This window comes from Formivibrio citricus (assembly GCF_900115065.1).
GTDB lineage: Bacteria > Pseudomonadota > Gammaproteobacteria > Burkholderiales > Chitinibacteraceae > Formivibrio > Formivibrio citricus.
In genome coordinates this window covers 40,723-65,133 of sequence record NZ_FOVE01000010.1, presented here as the reverse complement: position 1 = coordinate 65,133, position 24,411 = coordinate 40,723, and the positions used below count along the sequence as shown (strand labels likewise).

Here is a 24,411-nt window from a genome sequence, read left to right as displayed (position 1 = left end):
TATGTTGATTTCAGTCATCCATGCTGCATGACTCATCGCTTGGCATGTTCCAAGGCCAAGCGGGCTGTTGAAATCGTGGCCATGATGGTAGCCCCGCTATGGGCTGCAGACACAAACCCCGCCTCAAAAGCAGAAGGCGCCAGATACACGCCTTGTTCCAGCATATCGTGGAAGAAAGCGTTGAAACGCGCCCTGTCACTGTTCATCACATCGTTGTAGTTGTCGGGAACCTGTTCTGCAAAGTAGATACCGAACATGCCTCCGACACTTTGCGCGCAGAAGGGGATGTTCAGTTCCCGACCAACGGCATTGAAGCCCTCGGTGAGCATGCAGGTTTTGGCTGTGAGTTCTTCAAAAAAACCGGGTTTGCGGATCTCGTTAAGCGTGGCGAGTCCTGCCGCGACGGAGAGCGGGTTGCCGGAGAGCGTACCAGCCTGGTAGACCGGGCCCAGCGGGGTGAGCTTGCTCATGACATCGGCACGGCCGCCGAATGCGGCGAGTGGCATGCCGCCACCGATGACTTTGCCGAGTGTGGTCAAGTCGGGGGTGATGCCGTGCAGTCCTTGTGCGCATTGCAGGCCGACGCGAAAGCCCGTCATGACTTCGTCGTAGATCAGGAGCGCGCCGTGTTGTTCGGTCAGGCGGCGCATGGCCTGGACGAATTGCGGGTTGGCCCGGACCAGGTTCATGTTGCCGGCGATGGGTTCGACTATGATGGCCGCGATTTCGCTACCTTTGGCGGAAAACAATTCTTCCAGCGCTGCGACATCGTTGTAGGGCAGCACGAGGGTGTCGTTCGCGACGCCCGCCGGGACGCCGGCCGAGGAGGGGTTGCCGAAGGTGAGCAGGCCGGAGCCCGCCTTGACCAGCAGACTGTCGGCATGGCCGTGGTAGCAGCCTTCGAATTTCACCAGTTTGTCGCGCCCGGTGAAGCCGCGCGCCAAGCGGATGGCGCTCATGGTGGCTTCGGTGCCGCTGGAAACCAGGCGCACCTGTTCCAGGCTGGGCAGGAGTTCGCAGAGCAGGTCGGCGAGGTCGATTTCGGCTTCGGTCGGTGCGCCAAAACTCAGGCCGTTGCGTGCGGCGCGCTCCACGGCCTCGACGACGGCGGGGTGGGCATGGCCGAGGATCAACGGTCCCCACGAACCCACATAATCAATGTAGCGTTTGCCGTCGGCATCCCAGACATAGGGGCCTTCGCCGCGGACGAAGAAGCGCGGCGTGCCGCCGACCGAGCCGAAGGCGCGCACCGGGGAATTCACGCCGCCGGGGATGTGGCGCTGGGCGCGGGCGAAAAGGTGTTCGTTGTTGGACATGATTTTCCTTTACCAGCGGCAGTAGGGGGTTTGCGACAGCATGCTGTTGTAATAGCGCACGTCACCGGTGACTTCCTGTCCCAGCCAGTCCGGTTTTTCAAAGGGTGTATCGATGGCGGGGAGTTCTAGTTCGGCCACGATCAGGCCGGCATTATCGCCGTGAAATTCGTCGATCTCCCAAGTAAGATTGCCCTGGCTGATCAGGTGGCGAGTCTTGTCGAGAACGTTCGGGCACAGGTTCAGCAGTTCCAGCGCGTCTTCCACCGGGATCGGGTATTCGAATTCGGCGCGGCTGATACCGTCCGCGCTCTTGCCCTTGATGGTAAGAAAACCCGTTGTGCCCTTGACCCGTACCCGCACGGTGGGATCGGTGGCCAGATAGCCTTGGGCGATGCGGGTGGAGTGCTGTATCTGGCTGCGCCAGGCGTCGTTTGCCAGCAGGAATTTGCGTTCGATTTCGATGGCCATTTGAATTCCGGAATGCGGGTTCTTGAAAGAGGTAGAATCCCATTTTAACCAACTAGCAGACTTTATGAGCATGAGTACCAAACCGCCCGTGGTTCTTGTTTTTGCCGGTAACGATCCTTCCGGGGGCGCGGGGCTGGCGGCCGACATCCTGACGCTGGCTTCGCTGGGTTGCCATGCGCTGCCGGTGGTCACGGCCATCACGGTGCAGGATACGGCCGGAGTACAGGAATTCATGGCGGTGGAGCCGGATTGGCTGGAAGACCAGGCACGGCAGGTGCTCGAAGACATGCGTGTCGATGCGATCAAGGTGGGCATGATCGGCAGTGTGGAGAACCTGACCGTGATTGCCGAGATCGCCTCGGATTACCCGGATATCCCGCTGATTCTTGATCCGGTGCTGGCCAGCGGGCGCGGCGATGCGCTGGCCGAAGAAGCGCTGATCCAGGCCATGCGCGAACTGCTGTTGCCGCATACATTCCTGGTCACGCCCAACAGCGTCGAGGCACGGCATCTGGCTTCCGACGACCCGGACGAGCAGGAAGACCTGCCGCTGGACGTGGCTGCCGCACGTCTGATCGAATGCGGCTGCGAATATGCGCTGATTACGGGTACGCACGAAAACACGCCCCAGGTGGTGAATACGCTTTATACCCAGATGGGCAGGGGTGCTTCGGCAGCCTGGACGCGCTTGCCTGGCAGTTACCATGGTTCCGGATGCACGCTGGCATCCGCAGTGGCCGGGTTGATTGCCAGCGGTGCGGATGTGGCTACAGCCGTGAAGGAAGCGCAGGAATACACCTGGCAAGCGCTGTCCAAAGGGTTTCGGCCGGGAATGGGGCAATTCATTCCGGACCGCATGTTCTGGGCGCGCCCTGCCGAGAATGAAGACGAGGACAAACCGGAATGATGCGCGGACTGTATGCCATCACGCCCAACCTGAAAGATACGGCCGAATTTCTGGGCAAGGTCGAGCAAGCTTTGCAGGGCGGGGCGGCGATTTTGCAATACCGCAACAAGCAGGCCGATGCGGCCTTGCGCCTGGAGCAGGCTCGGGCCTTGCGCGCACTGACGAAGCAATATGGCGCCTGCCTGATCATCAACGACGATGTGCAGTTGGCCGTGCAGGTCGGAGCCGATGGCGTGCATCTGGGGGGCGAGGACGGCGATCTCATAGAAGCGCGCGCCAGGCTGTCTCAAGGGATGCTGCTCGGTGCTTCCTGCTACAACGATCTGGCGCTGGCGCATGCGGCGGTAGCGGCTGGCGTGGATTACGTGGCGTTCGGCGCGGTGTTTGCATCCGGCACCAAGCCCGAAGCGCGGCGAGCGAGTCTGGAGCTGATCAAGCAGGCGCGCGCGGAAATTACCCTGCCGATCGTCGCCATTGGCGGAATCACGCCGCACAATGCCGCGCAGGTGGTTGCGGCTGGGGCGGATTGCGTGGCGGTGATCGGAGCATTGTTCGAGTCGGGCAATATCAGGCAAACGGCGGAGCGATTTGCTGAATTATTCTGATTGACCCGATCCATAAAACAAGGCCGCCCGGAGAGGCGGCCTTGTTTTATGGGGATGGGAAGTTTCAAAAACCGGGGAACTTCAAGCCGGCATTGATCGGTTTCCCTTTCCGGGCGCGCTTGCCTATATAGGGCGCCATGTCGTTGGCGTCCAGCGTCAATTCCACCGCCTTGCCGCCGCGCCCCGTTCCGGAAAGCTTCAATACCTCGCCATCGCTGATTGTGATCGCCGAGAGCGCATCCTTGTCGTCCAGTGCCATGGTGATGACACCCTTGCCGCCGCCAGTGAGCTGCTTGAATTCGGCGAGCGGGAACAGGTGCAGTTTGCCCGATTTGGCCAGGCAGGCCACCAGCGATGTTTCACGTGGAACATAGCTCGTGACCTTGAGCAGCGTTTCACCCGTTTCCAGTGTGATGAAGCTCTTGCCGGCCTTCTGCCGCGAGAGCAGGTTTTCAAACTGGCAGGTGAAACCGTATCCGGCGCTGTTGGCAATGACCAGCCAATCCTGCGGTTTGGCGGTGAACATCTGCGTGATGCGGCTCTTGGCGACGAGATCGACCAGCGTGGTAACGGGTACACCATCGCCGCGCCCGCCCGGTACGCTGGAAGCGGCAATCGTGTAAACGCGCCCGTCGCTGCCGAACAAGGCAATCTGGTCGACGGTCCGGCATTCGATCGCAGCGAGCAGCTTGTCGCCATCCTTGAAGGCGAGCGATTGCAGGTCGATGCCATGCCCTTGCCGGCTGCGCAGCCAGCCCTTGTCGGAGAGGATGATCGTGGTGGGTTCGTCCACGACGGCGACTTCGACCACGGCGCGCTCCGCTTCCTCGATCAGGGTGCGGCGCGGGTCGGCGTACTTCTTGCGGTCGGCCTCGATCTCCTTGACGACCAGCTTCTGCATCGCGGACGGGTTCGCCAGCAAGTGCTCCAGGTCGTCTTTTTCCTTGCGCAAATCAGAGAGCTCCTGCTCCAGCTTGATGCCTTCGAGGCGTGCCAGTTGCCGCAGCCGGATCTCCAGGATGTCTTCGGCTTGCCGGTCGCTGAGGTTGAAGCGGGCGATCAGGGCAGCCTTGGGCTCGTCCGACTCGCGGATGATGCGGATGACCTCGTCGATATTGAGGAAGACAATCAGGCGACCTTCCAGGATATGGATGCGGTCGTTGACCTGCCCCAGACGGTGTCGGGTGCGGCGCGTGACCGTGACGAAGCGGAAATCGATCCATTCGCTGAGCAGCGTCTTCAGCGATTTCTGCGCCGGACGCCCGTCACGGCCGATCATCACCATGTTGATCGGCAGGTTGGTTTCGAGCGAAGTATTCGCCAGCAGCAGTGTCATCAACTCGTCCGGATTCTGGCGCGAGGATTTGGGTTCGAAGACCAACCGTACCGGACAATCCTTGCCGGATTCGTCGCGCACGCGGTCGAGCACCGAGAGGATCAACTGCTTGGTTTGCAGTTGATCCTGGCTCAGGGCTTTCTTGCCCTTCTTCACCTTCGGATTGGTGAGTTCCTCGATTTCTTCGAGCACCTTCTGTGCCGAAGCGCCTTGCGGCAGTTGGGTGACGACGATTTGCCACTGGCCGCGTGCGAGGTCTTCCTTTTCCCAGCGGGCGCGCAACTTCAGCGATCCGCGTCCGGTTTCGTAGGCGTTCTGGATGTCGCGGGCAGCCGAGATGATCTGCCCGCCGCCCGGCAGATCGGGGCCGGGAATATAGGACATCAGGTCGGCCGTGGAAAGCTCCGGGTTGCGGATCAGGGCGACGGCCGCATCGGCGACTTCGCCGAGATTGTGCGAAGGAACTTCCGTGGCCATGCCCACTGCGATGCCGGTTGCGCCGTTGAGCAGCAGCACCGGCAGGCGCGCCGGCAGCAGCACCGGTTCCTCAAAAGCGCCGTCGTAGTTGGGGATGAAATCCGTGGTGCCCTTGTCGATTTCCGAGAGCAGCAGTTCCGCAATCGGCGTCAAACGCGCCTCGGTATAGCGGTATGCCGCTGCGCCATCGCCATCGCGCGAGCCAAAATTGCCGTGGCCGTCGATCAGCGGGTAGCGCAGCGAGAAATCCTGCGCGATGCGCACCAAGGCATCGTAGGCCGACTGGTCGCCGTGCGGGTGATACTTGCCCAGCACGTCGCCGACAATCCGCGCGGACTTCATCGGTTTGGCGCCCGCCGTCAGCCCCAGGCCGTGCATGGCGAAGAGAATGCGGCGCTGTACCGGTTTCTGGCCGTCCTCGACCTGCGGCAGGGCGCGGCTCTTGACCACGCTCATTGCGTATTCGAGATAGCTCTTTTCCGCATAAAGGCCGAGCTGGACCGATTCGCCATCGCCGGGCTCAGAGGAAATCTGGGCCTGGATGTAGCGAAGATTCCCTCCGTCGTCGGCAACAGGCGGGTCGGCTTCCGTAACTTCTTCAGCGAGATTGAGTTCTTGGGGTTCGAATTCTTGGGTCATGTTTCACGTGAAACCAAAGTTGGATCAGGGCGGTTTGTGAGATCGGCAAGCAGTTGTTGCGCCATTTCGTGCAGGGCCGCTTCGGGTTCGTTCTGGTAGCTGACACCGGCTGCGGCTTCCCAGAGCATCAGGTTGAGCGGGGCGGCAAAGTCTTCGACGTTCATTCCATCGGCGTCAATCCAGCCCGCAGGAGTCTGCCGGCAGGGTACGCGCTGGCGCAACTCAATCCCCGCTTCGCAATCGGGTAGCCAGAGCCAGACCGGTTTGCTCAGTGCGTGGGCAAAACCGACTTCAAAGGCGGTGCCGGAATCCGGCTCGCTGGTGGAACGGAAGGCACGCAGGTCGGCAAAAACGGCGTCGGCCTGGCGGATCAGCGCGCAATTGTTGGCAAAGATCCAGAAGCGCTTCTCGGCGACTTCCGTGAGCCCTGCGGGAATCTCGCCATCGAGTGGGTAAAGCCCTTCCAGGCCGTTGGCGGAGCAAGCGGCTTTGAGGCGTTCACCCCAAGCGGCACAGTCTGCGCGGAAGACGCCAGGGCCGGCGAGGTAGATCTTTTTCATTTAGATGTCGGCCTCGACCTCGTTGCCGCGCGCTTCCAGCCAGGCCCGGCGGCTGCTGGCCTCGGATTTGCCCATCAGCATGTGCATCACGTCGCGCGTGTTGGCCGAAACGTCCTGCGGGATTGAGACGCGCAGCATGCGGCGGGTCTCCGGGTTCATGGTGGTTTCGAACAATTGCTCGGCGTTCATTTCACCCAGGCCCTTGAAGCGGCTGATGCCCCAGGCACCCTCGCGGATTTTCTCGGCGCGCAGCTTGTCGAGGATCGCGGTGAGCTCGCCTTCATCCAGCGCGTAGAATTTGCGTGGTGGCTTGTTCTTGCCGCTGCCCGCTACGTCGACGCGATACAACGGCGGCTGCGCTACGTGCACATGGCCGTGGGCGATGAGTTGCGGGAAATGGCGGTAGAACAGCGTCAGCAACAGCACCTGGATATGCGAGCCGTCGACGTCGGCATCGGACATGATGATGATCTTACCGTAGCGCAGACCGGAAAGATCGGCGGCGTCGTCGGGCTTGTGCGGGTCGACGCCGATGGCCACGGCGATGTCGTGGACTTCGTTGTTGGCGAAAATCTGGTCGCGATCGACTTCCCAGGTGTTGAGCACCTTGCCGCGCAAGGGCAGGATGGCCTGGTAGTCCTTGTCCCGCCCCAGCTTGGCCGAACCGCCAGCTGAATCCCCTTCGACGAGGAACAACTCGCAGCGTTGGGATTCGTCGCTGGCGCAATCGGTGAGCTTGCCGGGCAGCACTGCCACGCCGGAGGATTTCTTCTTTTCGACCTTCTGCGCATTCTTCTGCCGGGCCTGGGCTGCGCGAATCGCGAGCTCGGCGAGCTTCTTGCCGAGGTCGACGTGTTCGTTGAGCCACAGCTCGAACGGCGATTTGACCATGGCCGAGACCAGCTTCAGTCCGTCGCGGCTGGTGAGTTTGTCCTTGGTCTGGCCCTGGAATTGCGGGTCGAGCACCTTGGCGGAGAGCACGAAGGTACAGCGGCTGAACAGGTCTTCCGGCAGCAGCTTCACGCCCTTGGGCAGCAGGCTGTGGAAATCGATGAAGGTTTTCACGGCCTGGAACACGCCGTCGCGCAGACCGGATTCGTGTGTGCCGCCCGCGAGCGTCGGAATCAGGTTCACGTACGATTCGCGGCTGACCGGGCCGTCCTCGGTCCAGGTCAGTGCCCAGGCGCAGCCTTCGCCAGGCGCGAAGGTTTCGTCTTCGTCGCCGACATATTTCTCGCCCTTGAAGATCGGAATCAGTTGCGTGAACCCCGCGACGAGTTCGCCCACGTAGCCGGTCAGCCCGTCCGGGTAGCACCACTCGCGCGCAATGAATTCGCCGCTGGCCTGTTCGATCTGCAGCGTGACGACCAGCCCCGGCAACAGCACGGCCTTGGATTTGAGCAGGTGTTCGAGCTCGCCGACCGGGATCGTGGCGCTGTCGAAATACTTGGGATCGGGCGCGACAAACACGGCGGTGCCGGTGTCTTTCTTGGCGCACGAGCCGGAGACCGCGAGCGGGCTGACGACTTCGCCGCCGCCGAACTCGATACGGTGCTGTTGCCCATCGCGCTTGACCTCGACGATCAGTTGCGTGGACAGCGCATTGGTGACCGATACGCCCACCCCATGCAGGCCTCCGGAGAACGCATACGCCCCGCCGGATTTTTTGTCGAACTTGCCGCCGGCGTGCAGTTGCGTGAAGACAACCTGCACGGTCGGTACGCCTTCTTCGGGGTGGATACCGACCGGGATGCCGCGACCGTTGTCGGCCACATGCATGGTCTGGTTGCGGTAGAGCGTAACTTCGATCTTGCTGGCGAAGCCGGCAAGGGCTTCGTCGGCCGCATTGTCGATCACTTCCTGGCAGATATGCAGTGGATTGTCGGTGCGGGTGTACATGCCCGGACGGTGCCGGACCGGATCAAGGCCTTTGAGAACCTTGACCGAGGATTCGTCATACTTGGGTGCAGCAGCCATGTTTCACGTGGAACAGTGTGGTTCGAGTTGCAGGGGAGTCTACAAGATTCGGGCAGAGGCTGAAACAAGGCTTTACGAACCGGACAATGTTCGCCGGTACTGGATGGCCTCGGCAATGTGTCTTGACTGTATGGCAGAGGCATTGTCCAGATCGGCAATCGTGCGTGCCATGCGCAGGATGCGGTGGCTGGCGCGCGCCGACAGCCCCAGTTTGTTGATGGCGGCGCTCAACAGGGAGAGGCCGGCATTGTCCGGAACGCAATGCATGTCGATGGCCTTGGGTTGCAGGGCGTTGTTGGGGTGCCCCTGGCGGGTTAGCTGCCGTTCGCGGGCTTGAGCGACGCGCTCGCGCACCGTCGCACTCGATTCGCCATCGGCGGCGGAGAGCAGCGCCGATTCCGGCAGCACAGGGACTTCGACGATCATGTCGATGCGGTCGAGCAGCGGGCCGGAAATTTTTCCGCGGTATTTGCTGACCTGATCGGGCGTGCAGCGGCAGGCATGCCGTGGGTGCCCCAGATAGCCGCAAGGGCAGGGGTTCATGGCGGCGACGAGCTGGAAGCGCGCGGGGAACTCTGCCTGCCGGGCGGCGCGGGAAATCAGGATGCGCCCGGATTCGAGCGGTTCGCGCAGAACTTCCAGCACCTTGCGGTCGAACTCCGGCAGCTCATCGAGGAACAATACGCCGTGATGTGCGAGGGAAATCTCCCCCGGTTGCGGGTTGGCGCCGCCTGTTAGAAGGAAAATTATTTGCGAATCAAGAACGATAAATGCGACTGAGGAACAGTATTTGCGACTAGACACCACTATTTAGCCATCTAGAAACCGACATGTATATAAGATAAGTGGCGCCGTGCGCGCCCTTATCAGGTATGAGCCATGAGCCCGCAATGACCGGTGTAGTTTCGCAGTCCTTCTCCTTCTCAGCCAATCAGGCCGGCGATGCCGCAAAACTCAAACCGAAAAGAACGTCGAAACTATTGCATTCGACGGGGAAGCCCTTGTAGTAGAGTTAACCGGCGCGGAGCCGGCCTTATCAGCGGAGCTTCCATGTTATACACCTGAACTACCTACTGCAGCCTTAATTGACGCTTCGAAATATTGCGTTCCTGTATATCCGAGAATAGCTCCAACAACAAAAGCGCCGTAGAAGTCTTCAAGCGTAACGAACCCTTTCGACGATTCCTGCCGAGACAAAACGATGGCAAGAATCATGGCCATTACGATGATTCCAAGCACGCTAACAATTGACGCGGCTGCTGAAAACTCAGAGGAAAGAATGCCTTTATTCAACTGCCGGGCGAGCCATCCGAGAATGCCACCGGAAACTGTGCCGAGGACAATCGACTTCACGGGCGGTTGAACAGATACCGTGACTGGAACAACTTGGCTGCGCGGTTCATCACCAACCCTGAATCTTATGAGCGCATATAAGTCGAGCACTTTTGGTTTCACCAATAGCCAATGAGCAGTCTTCAACTCAAACGAAGCCAAGTCTTCCTGATGAGGCGGAATTACTCTCTCTTTACTGTCTCCGGGATCGGCTTTTGCGTCAGGAGTGTCGAACACGACCTCTGCGCCCTCGGCATTATTGATATGTACGTTGTCATTAGGACCAAACGGGGTTTTCACAGTCAGCTTTGACTGTGGCTCCATGTTTATGTGGAAATGCCGCCCTCGTGGTGCCGGAAACTCCGCAGTAAGTGGGCCGACGCTAATTTCCTTTACCTTAAACATGACGAAGGCTGAAACAAAACTTTCAAAAAAACCCGGTTTCTTGTCCATTCCGTGAGACGACTTTTCGTCCTCTCCAACTTGCGACGGAAGCAATGGGGCTGACGATGGCGCTTGAATTGACTCGATGACAACCTGTTCCGAAAACGGATTTCGAATTATCAAACTCACTGTCGCAGGGGTGCCCGCTACTATCGGGGAAGCCTTCACCTCGACGGACAGTAGTCCCTTGGCTTCAAAGTTTTCCATCAATAGACCTTTCGACAGCGACTAGTTAGGTGCATAACGTCTGAATTCACCGGACTGCGCGGCTTTTCGCGCAGGTCCGGTGGAATGATGGGTTCGGCCTCGGATGACAAGCCAAGAGGATTAGCTCCCGCAGGTTTGGCTAACGTTTGCCCACACGAAAGTACAGTTCGGCTTGGACGTGAACGTTTCGCCGTGTTTCCCGTTGTGTTCAGCGCACATGGGAACAAGATAGGAGTGAGTTTTGTAGTCTTCGTTTTTCGCGGCGGGCCTTGTTACATGCGCGCCGAGGGTTGCATCGTTGTTGCAGCCTGCAACTGAACATTTGCCAGGACTCTTTTTGCTGTATTTTTTCCAATGATCGATCCAAGCCCCGCAACTGCATTTGGGGCGTTGCGATGTGCCTACCTCGTTCTTGATCTTGACTTGCTCTGCTACTGAATAAACCGTGTCCATTAAAAAACTCCTGTGATGACGTGGATTTAGGCCGAACGAATAGCGTTTATCCGCCGCAGCGGAAATGGTTGATGAGATAGCTGCATCATAGCGGCGGATAAACGCTATTCGTTAGGACACATTCTTGCGAGAGCGATACTTGAGTAACTTCCCATGCTCGCGAACAAGACGCTTAGCAAATAAGTCGTTAAAAAGCCAAACGAGTTCGAAGATAAGAATTGGCGAACCAGCGACGAGCCCCACAAATATTGACTGACCGAGGATTTTCCTAAATGTCTCGGAAACAAGTATTGCACCGATGTAAAAAAAACACATTAAGAGGAACGCAACGAACTGCGCATTTGCATTCCCGATAACGTAGGCGATTTCCATTGGGTTTTGCCTTGCCGCCCGTAACTTGCGATGGGCGCTCAAGCGTTTGGTACGTGAAACGCCTCGGATTTGGCTTGGAAGTACGCTAAACCATTTGTAGATAACTGTGGCGACTAAACTGAACAGAATGCCGCTAACCCAAGCGCCTGGGTCTGATAGGGTCTTAATTATTGATTCCATATTTCTCGATCATTGACTGGATTTGTGCACAACCACCCGAGTTAAGCCAGGCCGCCTAGCCGCGTCGGCTTGGACGGAATTGTTAGGTTGCATTTCTCACTGCCTAATAATTTTGTGCTGAATCGCGTAATGCTTACCCTTACCTGTGAGACGAATATCTCTGTCAGGGTCTTGAGTAATTAGGCCTTCTGACTTGGCTTCCTCGATATATAAATCAAACATAATTCTGGACATCGGAGCATGCCTGACGAGTGATCCATAGTTAATGTAATCGGTCGATTGACTTTCAAATTTGGCGACGACTAGCTTCATAACTACCAAAACCCCATCTCCTGTGCGATTGGGCGGGGTTTCCGTTACTGGGGTGAATGGATTGTTCGCAATGATAGGCTTCTCGTAGAGAGGTGCATTGTGCAATGTACGAATCAGTTCATCAAATGAGAATTCGAATTGATCTGGGCGCGAAAAATCCAAGAACAGTTTTGAACGAAGGAAGGTCGGAACGTTGTGGCTCCCGCTTTGACGAATCAATGGAATGACCTTATTTGAATCGATCGTCTTTAGTAGGTCAGCCGTGACGATCATCTTTTCATATCCGACTCCGCCAGCGCCCGCGTTCGCTTTTTCTACGTATTTATCTGTGCAGACCATGAGCACACGATCCGCAGCTATCAACCCCTGCTCCATGAAACGAGGGAGGTCATCGCCAGGCTTCAAATCCCATTGATCTAGGATGGCGTCAATGCCGTTGTTTCGAAGGCGAGTGGCAAGGTCAAGAACCCATTTTTTATGATCCTGGGAATCATGTGAGTAAGAAATGAACGCTTTTGGAATCGCCATCGTGGCCCTATGTATGAAGTTTTGATGGTCGTTGCAAATGACTGATGCAACCTAACGAATAAAGGGACTTCCCCGTCCCGAGGCTGCGGCGGAAGCCGCTGCGGCAACGAAGTGCCATAATGGAATTTCCAGATTTCATCAAATCGCTTACGGAAGGGGAAATCCATAGCTATTATCACCGCTGGCTTCCATCTCGCCAAGAATGTCTTTGCAGTGCATGGCGTGAATGAAACAGGCAAGGCGGAACTCATTAAACCCAAGATACCACGTAGTCAGTTGCTGGATTTGATCGCCTAGCTGCCTCCCTGCCTGATCGGGCTGGAGTCCTGTTCCGGCGCCCATCACTTGGCACGGCTGTTTTCCCGGGATGTCCACACTGTTTTATTTGCGAATCTTCGTCCGACTTGATGCCATTTGCTGCTTGGCCTCACGTTTTGCCTGATTCCGATCCTTCCGACACAAGACGCAGCCACAGACCAAAGCCCCGATTCGCACTTTTTGCGGCCCATGGCGGGGGCATATAAAAAGCGCAAACAAGGGGTCCGACGGGTCTCGATGAACATCGAAGCAATCAGGGGTGGATGATTTTGCCATCCTCCGTTGCAGGACACTATCGCTCAGCCGTCTTTTATGGCCTTCATTTTCTGGCGATGGATAGCTCGTTGCCTGACTGGCCTCTTCTCCGCACTTTGGACAAGCGTGCGTGGCGAGCAGCACGTTGGCCGCTGAAGATGCTTTCACTTCCCCATGGATTGGGCAGTGAAGATAGACGGGCTCACGGTAACGCGTGTACCGCTCGACGGTCACTGGGCTGCCGGGATGGGCAACCTGAAAACAATGTCTGTACCCGTGGATGCTAAAGATCATGGTTTCCCCGGATTTCGGTCATGTAAATCACATCTTTTCATTCACGAAATTTGCTGAATGGCATGCTTGGCGAGATGGAAGCCAGCGGTGATAATAACCATGATTTTCTCGTTTCGTAAGCAATTAAACAAGGCATGGTAATTATAAGAATTTGCACTTCGTTGCCCATGCAGCTTCGACCGTAGTATCGACACGGATCACCCCTTTTTGCGAGTACGCACATGAACCGACTGATCGCCCTGCTTTCACTGATTGCTCTTGTTCTTTGCGGCCCAGCCGTTGCCTTGCCTCTGAACCCGACTGACGGCCCATCCAGGGTATTCGAAGTGGTCAGCGCCGATTTCGGCCTTTTCAATTCAGCGGAATCCGGAAGACCTCTGTTCGAGTCCGTGAAAGTAGTGCCCTTAACACCAGACCAAAGCTACGGCTGGGTCATTCTGCTTCGAACGAACAAGCCTACGATCAAATGGCGGGAAGAGTTCACCCTTCCTACCAAGCCAGACACTTGGGGAGCCCCCGAATCGCAAGGAACTCGCTCGGTCTCGACCGATGGACGCGTCTCGATAACAGAGCGGGAAGTTTCCCCGGAGCGCGGCATTATTTTCAATTCTTGGGCCGTAGCTCCGGGAGACCCAAAGGGACGATATGTCATTCGCGTTTTTATCGAAGGGTCTTTGGCACACGTTTTTGAATTCGATGTGCAATGAGCGGTGCTGCACATCGCCCCAGTTGCCCACTGGAAGATGGATCGTTCACGTTTTTTATAAATGAGGGGATGTATGCGTAATTTTCTGATTGTGCTTCTTGTTTGCTTTGGTCTTGCTTCTATGCCGGCAGAGGCTCGCGGCAGCCGAGGTGGCGGCAAATCCCACGCCAGCAAGTCTTACTCGAAGAAATCGTATTCCAAAAAAACATACCCCAACAGAGGCGGGCATTATGCCGGGGGTAAAGGTTCATCCCACAAGGGAGGGAAGTATAAAAACCGTCGGACAAATGATCACTATACCAAGCGGCGATAAGTCATGATGTTCCGCCTTGCCATCGTTTTCGCGCTCATCTTTCCCGGAGCGGTTATCGCCCGCGTTCCGCTCTCTGACGCCCAGATAAAGCAGCTAATCATCAAGGACTCCATCGCGAACTATCCAGGCAACTGCCCGTGTCCCTACAACACAGATCGGGCTGGGCGTAGTTGTGGAAAACGCAGCGCGTACAGTCGACCGGGTGGCTATGCCCCGCAGTGCTACCCGAAGGATGTGACGAAGGCAATGGTTGCGGAGTGGAAGACGGGGAGACAATGATTGGAATGGACGATAAATCGTATTTGGATACTTTTCTACAATAAACACTGGGGGCGTTGATGAAGTACACGATTGAGAACGAGTCTGAAGCTTTCTTGCTGCTAGAGGATGCCCTTGGCGGAAAGATTGGCATGGACGCGCTGGAACTGGATTTTAAAGGGTGGCCAGTCGTCAACATCCGGGTGTGTGGCGAAGGTTACGATAGTACAATCACCCCAGAGATGGCTAATGCAATCATTGAGCTACAGCATGCCATTCACCGTTCTTATGCTCGCATTGTCCACAACAAAAGCAACGCCAGATGCTTGAATGGAACTGAGAAAGATCAACTGCGCCTGAAGGTTAAAGTCCAGAAGGGAAGCACAAATCTGCCAGTTGATTTAACTGAGTATCTCAAGACCGTGACCACACAGGTGATAGACAAAGTGACTCCGGAGCAAGTTGTTACGATGGTGGTTTCCATCGCGCTGATCGCAGGAGGATGTTGGGCTTACAAGGCATTTCTTAACGCACGAGTGCGTGAAAAAGAAGTTGATGCGGAAACGCATAAAGCCATCGCCCTGTCTGAGCAAGAAACTAAACGATCTGAAATTATGGCAAAGGCACTTAGTCGCGATGAGCGGCTATTGCACGTAAAGAGTGATTTTGATCAGGCGCGAAATGAAATATTGAAGGGGACAGCGGACGCAAAAATGATACAGGTCGGGGACCTGACGCTGTCCGGAGAATCTGCTCGTAAGCTTGCTCATTCTGCCCGAGCAGAATCGATTGATGTCCAATTGAATGGTAATTACATCATCATTGAGGTGCACCACAGTCATCCTGATGAGGTTCGCTTGAAATTGAATCGTTGCAGTGATGGTAAAGAGTTCTATGCGAAATTCAGGGATGCAAGCCTGGATCAGGAACAGATCAAGATCCTACAAAGAGCTGAGTGGGATAGAAGCAAGGTGTATCTGAGTATTAATGCTACGGAGTTGCGCGGAGAGGTTACAACGGCGACGGTTGTCTCCGTCACGCTGCAGCCGTAGCCCAAAAGTCGCACGACAAACCCGGCCTCGGTCGGGTTTTTCTTTATCCGTACAAAGCCTCAGTCCTTCTTGACTGAGTCTCAAGAGATCGCTCGCCTGCACAACAGTTTAAATGAACTGATCGTCAGGACGAGGTAATCGGGATTGCGGTGCTCTACCTTTGTGAGCGAGCTAAACTGGGCTTTTGCCCTCAGAGGTATCCGGGGATGGATTCTTTGTGTGTACGCAATCCAGAAATTGAAGAGGTTTTGAACCTAGAAACAGGTCAATTATTGACGGCGCAGGCTGCCATCGGCACAGATTATGGCGTGGCAGAGCAATTTCGAATGCGTCTTGCGGAAGAAAATGCCACCGATAGCCACCAAGTCATCTGCCCCATATGCCGGGTAGGTGTCTATCTGTGCGTGCACAAAACCAAGGAATTCGGGAAGCGCTTCTACTTCAAGCATCGTATTGAGGATGGAAATTGCCCAGCCATCACGCGCGGGGCCTTGAATAAGGACGAGATTACCGCCCGGAAGTACAACGGGGTGAAAGAGAGTGCTGCGCATTTCCGGATGAAGGAAATCATCGCCGAAAGCTTGGCACAGGACCCGCGATTTTCCAGCAGCCCTATCGAGATAGAACAGGTCTGCAAAGGCGACGGTGGTGCGTGGCGTAAACCAGATGTGCGCGCGGTCTTGGATGGAAAAATCCCGGTAGTCTTTGAAATTCAGCTGTCGACCACTTTCCTGCATGTAATTGCTGAACGCCGGCTGTTTTATCGCCAGTATGGCGCCTTGTTATGCTGGGTGTTTCAGTCTTTTGACCCGACCGATGCCCGGATGACCCAGGACGATATTTTCTACAACAATAATCGGAATCTGTTTCTGGCCTCGGAGCAAACGCTCGCCCTATCTAAGGAAAGTCAGGCATTCATGCTGGATTGCCACTGGCAAGAGCCTCGTTGGACGGCAAGCGGTATAGAGGACGTCTGGAATAACGCTTTTGTCACCTTGCCGGAGCTGCACCACGACATTGACAATTACCGGGTATTTCACTTCGACTATGACCAAAGCCGAGCCCAGCAAGCCCAGGACGGAGCAAAAATCGATCTGAAGCAGCGCTTTGTCCAGTGGTGGTCACGAAAGAACCATGACCTGGAAACCTGGCGCCGATTTCAAACAGAGTTCTTGCAGTATGGCGTATTGCTACCACAGTGGCCTGACGACGCCCTTGGCCTACTTAGTGCGCTATTCTCGGCTCAGGCTGGGAAACCCGTGCACTGGAGACACGCCAAGTTAATCTCTGCCGCGCATACCGTGGTAAACGACTATCCGGAAGTGTTACAGCCTTTCCTGGCCGCGATAGCCGTCTATGGTCGACGGGAGCAGCTTAAACAAGAGGATACCCGCGACGCCCAAGGGCTGAAATGGGAAAGAAAAGAGAAAGAATGTCGCGAAGCCAAAGCCCAGGGAGATGCACGGTTTAACCGGGACCGAGCCAAAGACCCGGTCACCGCTTTTCTGTTTCCAGAGGTATGGAGAAAGTTACAGGCTTGGGATGCCTCCGCCGCCCAAGCCTCTTGCTGATTATTGGTAATGACTAGCAATCCGATAAATTGCCGCCATTATTGATCCCTTGTTGCAAGCTTGGCAGGCCGCAAAGCAGCCTAGCAATAGCGTCCTCGATACTTAGTCCTTCCCGGATTCCTGCAGCGAAAATCGAGAGCGATTGCGCCCCTAACTTGTAGTGGTGAATACGCTCGACCAGCACATCGATCAATCCCTTTTGGACAATTTCGCTTTCCAAGAATGGGTCGTATGCGGGAGGCGCTGGACTGGCAAATATTCGCATAGCCTCAGCACCTGGCGTCGATTCATTCAATCCATAGCGCTCGTAGAAAAGTTCTCCTAGTGTGCCAGCAGGTTGCTGTTGCGGCCGGGTCCATGCCTTAAGAGGCAACCGTTGTTTTTTGCGTACGGTTTCGAGAAGGCGTTGTAACTTCCCTGGCATCGTGGCTGTCGCTTTGGTCACGTTGTAGAACTCGCGTTTGCATAGGGATGCGGCATCCTTCACGACTATCCATGTGGCACACCAAAGTTCCTGAATGCTGTATTGGTCAAGTGCGACCCTGATCTGACTGGTGATGTTGTCGACGTCCTTTGATTCTGGATTAAGCGAATATCGACCACACTGGTTTAAAAAATAAGTGATGCATTCGGCAGTCGCATAATCCAGCCAAAGTGAACGCAACTCGTCATTCTTGTCCCACGGGCGATTATCGAGGTAGGTCAGTGCATCCTCGCTTGCCCCATAGGTTCTGTCTGGCACGAGAAAATAACGGGCTTTTGCCATATTGAACCAGAGTTCTCCGTCCTCCAACCAATAGGCACCAGATTGGGAGAAGGCGGGATCGTCGGAGATGACATTCGCATTAATAAGTCGCTCGATCAACGGGGACACGGGGCCATTAATGAGAGAGCGTAAATCGGCCGTCTCAAAAACTCCCTCGACCAATTTGGGACAGATGGCACGTTCCAACGCAAGTACGATCAAAGCGATGTCATCCGGTAATTGGCCGTATTCGATCTCAAGCATCCTCGCCGAATCGGAGGCTTTACGCATTGCCTCGGCAAGCGCTTCCTGCTCAACAGCCAAATTTCGCGCTCGGTCCCTTGCTTGTAGCTCTTGGCAGTGATTGCAAGGGGATAACCTGCGGAGTTTCTTAATTGCAGGATCCGTGCGGCTACGAACGGATATGTTGTCCCCGCAGATAGGACAAAAGTTGTCTGGGTTCCATGCTCTCGACTCGCCGCTGATGAAAGTAAGGAGTTTGGGGGTGGTGGTAATTTCGCGGAATGGCAGCAGGTCGGCCACATTATGGAGGTATTTGCCGTTATTGTCGGTGCTCCAGTATTTTTCCACGAGTTCGACGACCTCCGGGTCGTCGCTAAAGACTTCAAACTCAATCATGCTAATCCCTTTTCTTTGCGCAGGTCGCCTGTTCGACGTTAGCTGAATCGGTGGCCGTTAATCGGGCCTACAAGAACTGGTGTTAGAAGCGGCAACTTCAACGTTTGAAATAAGCAGCCTCGCGCAGCTTTTCGCGCGAGGTTCGCTCGATTGATGGGGTGGACGTCACGGGCATGACCGGTACCAACGGCGCTCGCCGACAAGTGCCGGATAGCCGCCGATTAGTCGATAGGCGACTTCCGCAAAGTCCTGTTGTTTCTGTTCGAGCATGAGCCCCCATAAAGTCTGATGCTCTGGACCTGACGCTCGGCGGTCGACAGACTTCATATGAATGACACGGTCGCGAATGGTTTTTAATTCCTTGAACCCTTGCCAAGCCTTGGTTCCTGCAGGGCTCTTAATATTGTGGGCCATCGGGAGAACGCGCTTCAGCTTTTCGTCGAGTTGAACGAACCGTTCGATGTCAGCGCGGGAAAGCTGCTTCACTTCTTTCGCGTTCTTCCATAAGTAGATGAAGTTCGCCGGAATCGACTCGTTTGCAAACGCTTCAATGGCAGTGAAGGAAAAAATGACTTCAGCGATAAATAGCTCAAAGAAGTCGAAAAGAACTCGGTGATCTTCAGGCCAAGTTCCCTGTGGTTTGGGATGGCTGACAAAGCACATATCAACGTCGATTGCGACGCGGCGGGCATGCGCATTGCGCGCCAAACTCAAATAGAGTGCCGGTGCAGAAGGCAGGCCAAAACTGAGATGCCGCTTAGCTAGCATCTCTGTTGTGGCAAGTATGCCGAGTCCTGTTCCGGTGGCATCGATTGCATGGAAGCGCCAGTCTTCCTTTTCCAGTAGATTGGCTTGATGAGGTGTCATTGTGATGTGATGCCCAATGTTAGAAGGAAGTTAAGCGTGGTCTATTTCATGGGCGCGGGCATCGATTTCAAATGGAGCATTGTGATATCCAACGGTAGCAATTTGTTGAAGATACGTCGGGAGAAATGCCGCAATCGAGCCAGCCTGCTCATACTGGAACGAATGGCGAAATTCATGGGACAGAAGTCTGATAGTGCTTTGCCCTCGACATATGTAGATAGCGTAACCAAAAGTCATTCCAGTCATATGTGGACCTAGTAGTCCAGTTGCGATGGCAGCCTGTTGCAACGCCTGATCTTCTGGCAAAGGAAGCTGAGGGACTTCAGCGACGCGAATAAGCTCTGGACGCATTACTCCGACATTTCGTGCAACGGAAAGCAGAGCATCATTTAGGGGCTGGCCAATCTGCCCAATGAAAGAATTTTGGGCTTCTGCCCATGCAATAGCCTTTGGAACTAACTGCGGCAACGCTGAACGAAGATCGTATTCCATGGGTATACCTAACGTATGATCGGGGCTTCCCCGTCCCGTAGCCGCAACGAAGTGACATAACAGGATTTCCAAATTGCATTGGATCGCTTACAGAATGGGAAATTAATGGTTATTATCACCGTTGGTATCGCTCTCGCCAAGAATGTATTTGTTGTCCATGGCGTGAATGCTTGCAAGCAAGGTTGAACTCGCCAAACCCAAGGACACGCCTCATGGACACGGTCTAATTTCCCGGCACAACCACTGCGTTACTGACATATACCAGTTAATTTCTCTGGAGATTCAACTAGCAAATTCCCCTCACCCTGCCAGCGACTGACCCGTCTGTTTCGCTCAATCTCCCACGCATCCACCGGGTAGGTTTTAGCCCACGCACACCAGAGATTTTTGTCTTGGTTGCTCATGCTGAGGTTATAGCGTGTGTGCATGTACAGACTGATCCGGGCGACTCTCCCCCGTACTTCTTCTCTTGGCTGGAAACGCCGGTTCTTAAAATCTGGCACACTTTTGCATTGCCCATAGACCGGAGTCGGGTTGTTGGTCCAAGCGCCATAGCTCATATCACCCCGATCTCCGTTAACTTCGCCCACGGCTGGCACCAAGTTATTGAGGTCGCCTTCCATCTGATCAAAGAGCTGGTCTTTGCCGCTGCAATTTTTCCGGCCACCGTCCTGCCAACATTGGCGTTGTGAACCAAGGTGTTTGGCCGGAACCACATGCTCCCATTCGATTCGCTGGGCGCGGTTTGCATTCTTGCGCGGCACATACCCGCAGGACGCGAGATCCACGTCCTTGCCTGTGTATTTGCAACCGCAATAAATGTCTTCTGCCAGTCCGGCATAGACCTCAGGTAGGATTTTTTTTGCCGAGCTGAAATTACGATGCCCGACCTGTTTTTTGCTGGTGACCAGTTCAACGGCCATCACCGAGTTAGGTTGAGATTCCGGCGGAGTTGCCACAGCTTGCTGGGCAGCAGGAGAGTCTTTACAGCCTGCAAGCAGTACCGCAGAGAACAGCAGTGTAGAAAACAGGTACCGCATAAAAATCCTAGTGGGTTAAATTGGACGAATTCTCGCCAGTCGAGTCATCTGCTGCTCAATACCCTGCTCGCAATCATCGATAATCTGTCGATCGACACCGCAAGCCAACATGGTTTCCGGCAGTTGATGGATCATTCCGTAGAAGCTGCGCAGGGATACCATCACCTGCCGTTTGTCTGAGTCGTCGATCTGCAGCGCCCCGACGATATCCCCCCAGTCCGTCATTTCGTTCTTGCCCGGTAGCGCCCAACGGCAGCCACGGGTGATCAGATCCTTATCCAGATACATCGGCGCGAAGTCGTAAAACGGGGTCAGTTGTACTGTGCCATCGGGCAGAATTTGCACGGAGGTATTCCGGGCGTGGTTGTCCGGGTTGCGCATGGCGAGGTTGAGAATATCGCGCCGAATGAACTCGGCGACTTCCTGTGCTGGATGGGTCACGTGCGGGATAAAAGCATTTACCAGGTCGAACTGGGAAGTGCGCAAGCCGCTATCACGCAGACCGGCCAGCGAGGCGAGCGTTTCCTGATGCAATCGGCGCAAGCCGTCCGGTAGCACCTGCCGATCGAAGCGCGGCACGAAGAGCATGTTGCCGGCGAGGATCGGTTCGCCGGCGCAGCGCAGGCCACAGCGGGCGGCTACGCGCAAATATGCCGCTTCGTTGCGAAGCACCTTTTGGTCCGACTCATCTGTCCCACGGGCAAATTTGACCAGCCAATGTTTCTGCGCTTCTTCATCCGGCAGTGCGGCATCGGCATGCCACAGCCCATCCTTACTCTGAGTCAGCATAAACTTGGGAGCGGCACCTTGGACGCCGGTCGCGCCGGCGGCGAGCATCAGATGCTGCCAGACATACTCGGCAAACGAGCCATCCGGCCGGGTAATTTCTTCAAAGGTAAACCCGCCCGTGCGAATGCCAGGATGTTCTTTACGGTGCTTCTCATAGAACGAAACTGCCGTGTTGATCCGCAGATTGCCGATCGGGTTGAATGCCCCGTACTGGGCGAGCAACAAATCGGCAGCATCCTCGCGCGCCTTCAATCCCAAGTGATTCAGCAAGAATTTCCGGCCGCGACCATGGGGCACCAGGTCGATCAGGGAAGAAGGACACAGAGGCGCTTGTTCTTCGAAATAGCCCAAACGCTCATCGCTGACCGGTAGATTCAACGAAAGCGCCGGCAACGACTCATCGGCATATACATACTCCGGCAAATATTCGAAGGTTGCCGCGTGCGCGACAGCACTCAACGGGCTGAATTCAGCCGCAGGCAGCCACAGGCCTTTATGGTGAATTTCAATCGTGCTGCGCATGAGAAAGCCGAGATTGGACGGATACCATTACTGTGCCATACCAAGACAAGACCGCCCACCCCATAACTATTCACCTTTGCTGGGCACTCAAAGGGAGCCTGCGAATTGCCGCATCCGTGGGATAAGATGAAGAATTGTCTGCGAGCATTTCCATGGCACCATCGCAGGAAATGCCAAGGTCGGCGAAGCAAACTCAAAGCGGAGAAAAATAGTGCTCCTGATCATTGATCTTGAAGCTACCTGTTCTGACGATGACTCCATTCCGGCCGAAGCCATGGAGATCATCGAAATTGGCGCATGCTGGGCAGATATCGATGGAACGGTCATCGATCGTTTCCAGTCATTGGTCCGTCCGCTTGAGCGGCCCCAGCTCACCCCCTTCTGCACCGCTCTGACAGGCATCCACCAAGCAGATGTCGACCATGCAGCGCTATTCCCTACTGCAGCGGGGGCTTTGCGCGAGTTCGTTGCGCGGCACCGAACTCCAGATTCGTTCTGGGCCAGTTGGGGTGCCTATGACCGCAAACAGATCGAGCGGGAGTGCGCTCGCCACGGGATCTCTGACCCGATCGGCATGGAACACATCAATGCAAAGCGCATGTTCGCGAAAAAGCAGAAAATCGGAAAAGAAGTGGGCATGGCCAAGGCCTGCCAGCTGGCAGGCCTGATACTCGAAGGCACACACCATCGGGGGCTAGACGATGCGTTGAATATTGCACGACTGATGCCGTGGGTTTTCGGGGAGCGCGCGTTGCAACCGATTGTTACTTAAGATCTCGATCAGCACATAATAGGCAGACTATGAAAATCGAAGCTCTCAACCAAGACGATCGTCCTTGGCGGATCGATTCGATTGGTGACCTCGCTTACCCGAACTTGTCCTACCGGCGCACACAGCCATCGTTTCAGGTGGCCATGTCCCCTATCTTAGTCGACCTAAACGATACTCAGGCCTTGTTATCACCTACAGCTACCGATATCAGTGAACAACGACGACCTTGGTGCTCACTTGGCATTTTGCCATTTCTTCGAGTTGGAGATATCTGGAAATCTGGCAAGCTCCTTCGCCAGCCAGACTACCAGCTTCAAACCTTCGTAAATTTGGAGATCAATCAAGACACAACCGCCTTGATCAAAGCGGGGCTGAGCACAGAAAACAAGCAGTTCCTACTGCCTTTGCGAGAACACCCTTGGCATCGGTCACATACCCAAGCATATTGTTTGAGGATCCAACTGCCGGATGATCACCAGATCGTTATTCCTTGTTGGGAACTGATTCGCTTCTACTTTGGCTCCTCTAGCCGCCTTATCCATACGATTTTTCAGTACACCCTGAAAAAGGAGATGCTGTTTACGGATAACATCACCACGCACGGAGGGCATGGACTTCATCTTGTTCTGGCCGATGGCATACCAGGGCGATCTGCCGCAGATATTGGTCGAATTGCCATGAGTAATGTCGCGTGGCGTTCAGTTCTACGCGTAGCTTCTTCTTGCTTGAGAGCATCAACACAAGGCGAGCTAATTTATCCGAACACATTTTTCCCATTTGAAGGAAAAACGAATCTAGTTGTGGCTGGGAAATGGCTGCCTCTCGGCAAACAGGAAAATATGACCTTCATGGTCTTTAACATTCGATCCTGTTCTCACCCGTTCCCTTTTGAATCACTGAAATATGAATGCTCGACTCAGAAGAACCCGGCAATCGCACAACAGAAAGAGTCTTCCTCTGAAACCAAGCCATCCATAGCGCGTACGTCGCAAGAAAACGAAAACATCATTCTGAAAAACGTAGACCCGGGGAAAAATCTGAGCTCGGCCCTAACCTCCCATGGAAACGATATTCGATTCCCGGACCTTGAGAATAAGGAAGTCTGGCGAGCCGCCGAAATCGATAAATCTGACCATGGAAGCGTGGCGCTTATTCATGCAGACAATAGTGTAGAGGTCCACGCAACAGGCACGCCTGTTGCCTATGACTCGATCCGCGCAGTTGAACTGACTTTGGGTAAAGGCATGCTCAGTACAATCAGGCAAGCAACACTCCCCCGTTTTTTGAGAGAGGCGCTGAAAACTCTACAGGAGAATGGAAACTTAAAGATTCGCTTGCTATATCCCGATAGCTCGCGCTCCCCGGTAATAATCGTCCCCAAGATAATCAACGACGAAGGCGAAATCCACTTAGGCTGCCATTTCCAGTATACAAATGGCTCTCGCCGACCAAGAAAGGCCGCCGTCCTGATAGTGGCTAAACCTTGCCAGACAGATTATGTGGTTGTACTCGAAGGTTCGACACGAGAAACACGCCTTCAGATCATCAAGATCGATGCGGGCAAAGATGGTACGTTCTCAAATAATATAGATATACAACGTGTTGTGGCACTGGCAATAGTCCAAGCACCATCTATTCCGCAATATACCCCTTGTTGAGTATCTG

General features: G+C 55.1%; 20 protein-coding genes and 1 pseudogene. 8 read left to right on the top strand and 13 right to left on the bottom strand.

The annotated features are described in order from the left end of the window. Nucleotides 1-32: 32 nt before the first annotated feature. Nucleotides 33-1,316, bottom strand: a complete 1,284-nt coding sequence (hemL, locus tag BMZ36_RS08020) for a glutamate-1-semialdehyde 2,1-aminomutase (protein ID WP_091194206.1) — start codon at nt 1,314-1,316, stop codon at nt 33-35. A gap of 9 nt (nt 1,317-1,325) precedes the next feature. Next, on the bottom strand, nt 1,326-1,784 hold the full coding sequence (locus BMZ36_RS08015; RefSeq protein WP_091194202.1) for a CYTH domain-containing protein: 459 nt from the start codon (nt 1,782-1,784) through the stop codon (nt 1,326-1,328). Between the two features lie 70 nt (nt 1,785-1,854). Here BMZ36_RS08015 and thiD point away from each other — a divergent pair, with 70 nt between their 5' ends. Further along, complete coding sequence (gene thiD, locus BMZ36_RS08010) at nt 1,855-2,691, top strand: bifunctional hydroxymethylpyrimidine kinase/phosphomethylpyrimidine kinase (RefSeq protein WP_091194370.1); 837 nt, start codon at nt 1,855-1,857, stop codon at nt 2,689-2,691. Beyond that, nucleotides 2,688-3,296 (top strand): thiamine phosphate synthase, encoded by a 609-nt coding sequence (gene thiE / locus BMZ36_RS08005; RefSeq protein WP_091194198.1) that lies wholly within the window; start codon nt 2,688-2,690, stop codon nt 3,294-3,296. Before thiD ends, thiE begins: the two co-directional genes overlap by 4 nt. 64 nt (nt 3,297-3,360) lie before the next feature. Here the strand turns inward: thiE and parC are convergent, their stop codons facing one another. From parC to BMZ36_RS07970, 6 genes are all read right to left on the bottom strand, one after another. Beyond that, nucleotides 3,361-5,748 carry a DNA topoisomerase IV subunit A gene (gene parC / locus BMZ36_RS08000; protein WP_091194194.1) on the bottom strand — a complete coding sequence of 796 codons (2,388 nt, stop codon included), beginning with the start codon at nt 5,746-5,748 and terminating at the stop codon, nt 3,361-3,363. Continuing rightward, nucleotides 5,745-6,308, bottom strand: a complete 564-nt coding sequence (locus tag BMZ36_RS07995; RefSeq protein WP_091194190.1) for a nucleoside 2-deoxyribosyltransferase — start codon at nt 6,306-6,308, stop codon at nt 5,745-5,747. Before BMZ36_RS07995 ends, parC begins: the two co-directional genes overlap by 4 nt. Further along, a complete protein-coding gene (parE, locus tag BMZ36_RS07990; protein ID WP_091194187.1) occupies nt 6,309-8,285 on the bottom strand; it encodes a DNA topoisomerase IV subunit B in 1,977 nt (658 codons plus the stop codon). A gap of 72 nt (nt 8,286-8,357) precedes the next feature. Then, nucleotides 8,358-9,089: an ATP-binding protein gene (locus BMZ36_RS07985; protein WP_308417366.1), complete on the bottom strand. Its 732-nt coding sequence runs from the start codon at nt 9,087-9,089 to the stop codon at nt 8,358-8,360. A gap of 249 nt (nt 9,090-9,338) precedes the next feature. Beyond that, on the bottom strand, nt 9,339-10,268 hold the full coding sequence (locus tag BMZ36_RS07980) for a mechanosensitive ion channel family protein (RefSeq protein ID WP_091194181.1): 930 nt from the start codon (nt 10,266-10,268) through the stop codon (nt 9,339-9,341). Nucleotides 10,269-11,369: 1,101 nt separating this feature from the next. Continuing rightward, nucleotides 11,370-12,113: a toll/interleukin-1 receptor domain-containing protein gene (locus tag BMZ36_RS07970; protein ID WP_091194173.1), complete on the bottom strand. Its 744-nt coding sequence runs from the start codon at nt 12,111-12,113 to the stop codon at nt 11,370-11,372. 165 nt (nt 12,114-12,278) lie between these two features. On the opposite strand from BMZ36_RS07970, the pseudogene BMZ36_RS07965 reads away from it, so the two are divergent. The 4 genes and pseudogenes from BMZ36_RS07965 to BMZ36_RS07940 form a co-directional block, all read left to right on the top strand. Further along, nucleotides 12,279-12,494 (top strand): annotated as a pseudogene (locus BMZ36_RS07965) (IS110 family transposase); the annotation flags it as partial. Between the two features lie 707 nt (nt 12,495-13,201). Next, nucleotides 13,202-13,687: a PM0630 family protein gene (locus BMZ36_RS07955; protein ID WP_091194164.1), complete on the top strand. Its 486-nt coding sequence runs from the start codon at nt 13,202-13,204 to the stop codon at nt 13,685-13,687. 650 nt (nt 13,688-14,337) lie between these two features. Beyond that, entirely contained in the window at nt 14,338-15,309 is a 972-nt protein-coding gene (locus BMZ36_RS07945; RefSeq protein WP_091194160.1) for a hypothetical protein, read from the top strand. Between the two features lie 206 nt (nt 15,310-15,515). Then, nucleotides 15,516-16,880, top strand: coding sequence for a DUF6035 family protein (locus BMZ36_RS07940; protein WP_091194156.1), 1,365 nt, complete (start codon nt 15,516-15,518; stop codon nt 16,878-16,880). 13 nt (nt 16,881-16,893) lie between these two features. Here the strand turns inward: BMZ36_RS07940 and BMZ36_RS07935 are convergent, their stop codons facing one another. From BMZ36_RS07935 to BMZ36_RS07915, 5 genes are all read right to left on the bottom strand, one after another. Further along, nucleotides 16,894-18,264, bottom strand: coding sequence for a hypothetical protein (locus tag BMZ36_RS07935; RefSeq protein ID WP_091194153.1), 1,371 nt, complete (start codon nt 18,262-18,264; stop codon nt 16,894-16,896). Nucleotides 18,265-18,429: 165 nt separating this feature from the next. After that, on the bottom strand, nt 18,430-19,131 hold the full coding sequence (locus tag BMZ36_RS07930; protein ID WP_091194150.1) for a hypothetical protein: 702 nt from the start codon (nt 19,129-19,131) through the stop codon (nt 18,430-18,432). Nucleotides 19,132-19,161: 30 nt separating this feature from the next. Further along, nucleotides 19,162-19,623, bottom strand: coding sequence for a hypothetical protein (locus tag BMZ36_RS07925; RefSeq protein ID WP_091194366.1), 462 nt, complete (start codon nt 19,621-19,623; stop codon nt 19,162-19,164). 248 nt (nt 19,624-19,871) lie between these two features. Further along, nucleotides 19,872-20,663, bottom strand: a complete 792-nt coding sequence (locus BMZ36_RS07920) for an endonuclease (RefSeq protein ID WP_091194145.1) — start codon at nt 20,661-20,663, stop codon at nt 19,872-19,874. Nucleotides 20,664-20,678: 15 nt separating this feature from the next. Next, nucleotides 20,679-21,974, bottom strand: coding sequence for a type II toxin-antitoxin system HipA family toxin (locus BMZ36_RS07915; protein WP_091194142.1), 1,296 nt, complete (start codon nt 21,972-21,974; stop codon nt 20,679-20,681). A gap of 211 nt (nt 21,975-22,185) precedes the next feature. On the opposite strand from BMZ36_RS07915, the gene BMZ36_RS07910 reads away from it, so the two are divergent. Then, complete coding sequence (locus BMZ36_RS07910; RefSeq protein ID WP_091194138.1) at nt 22,186-22,746, top strand: 3'-5' exonuclease; 561 nt, start codon at nt 22,186-22,188, stop codon at nt 22,744-22,746. A gap of 29 nt (nt 22,747-22,775) precedes the next feature. Next, nucleotides 22,776-24,404, top strand: coding sequence for a hypothetical protein (locus tag BMZ36_RS07905; RefSeq protein WP_091194135.1), 1,629 nt, complete (start codon nt 22,776-22,778; stop codon nt 24,402-24,404). Nucleotides 24,405-24,411 lie beyond the last annotated feature (7 nt).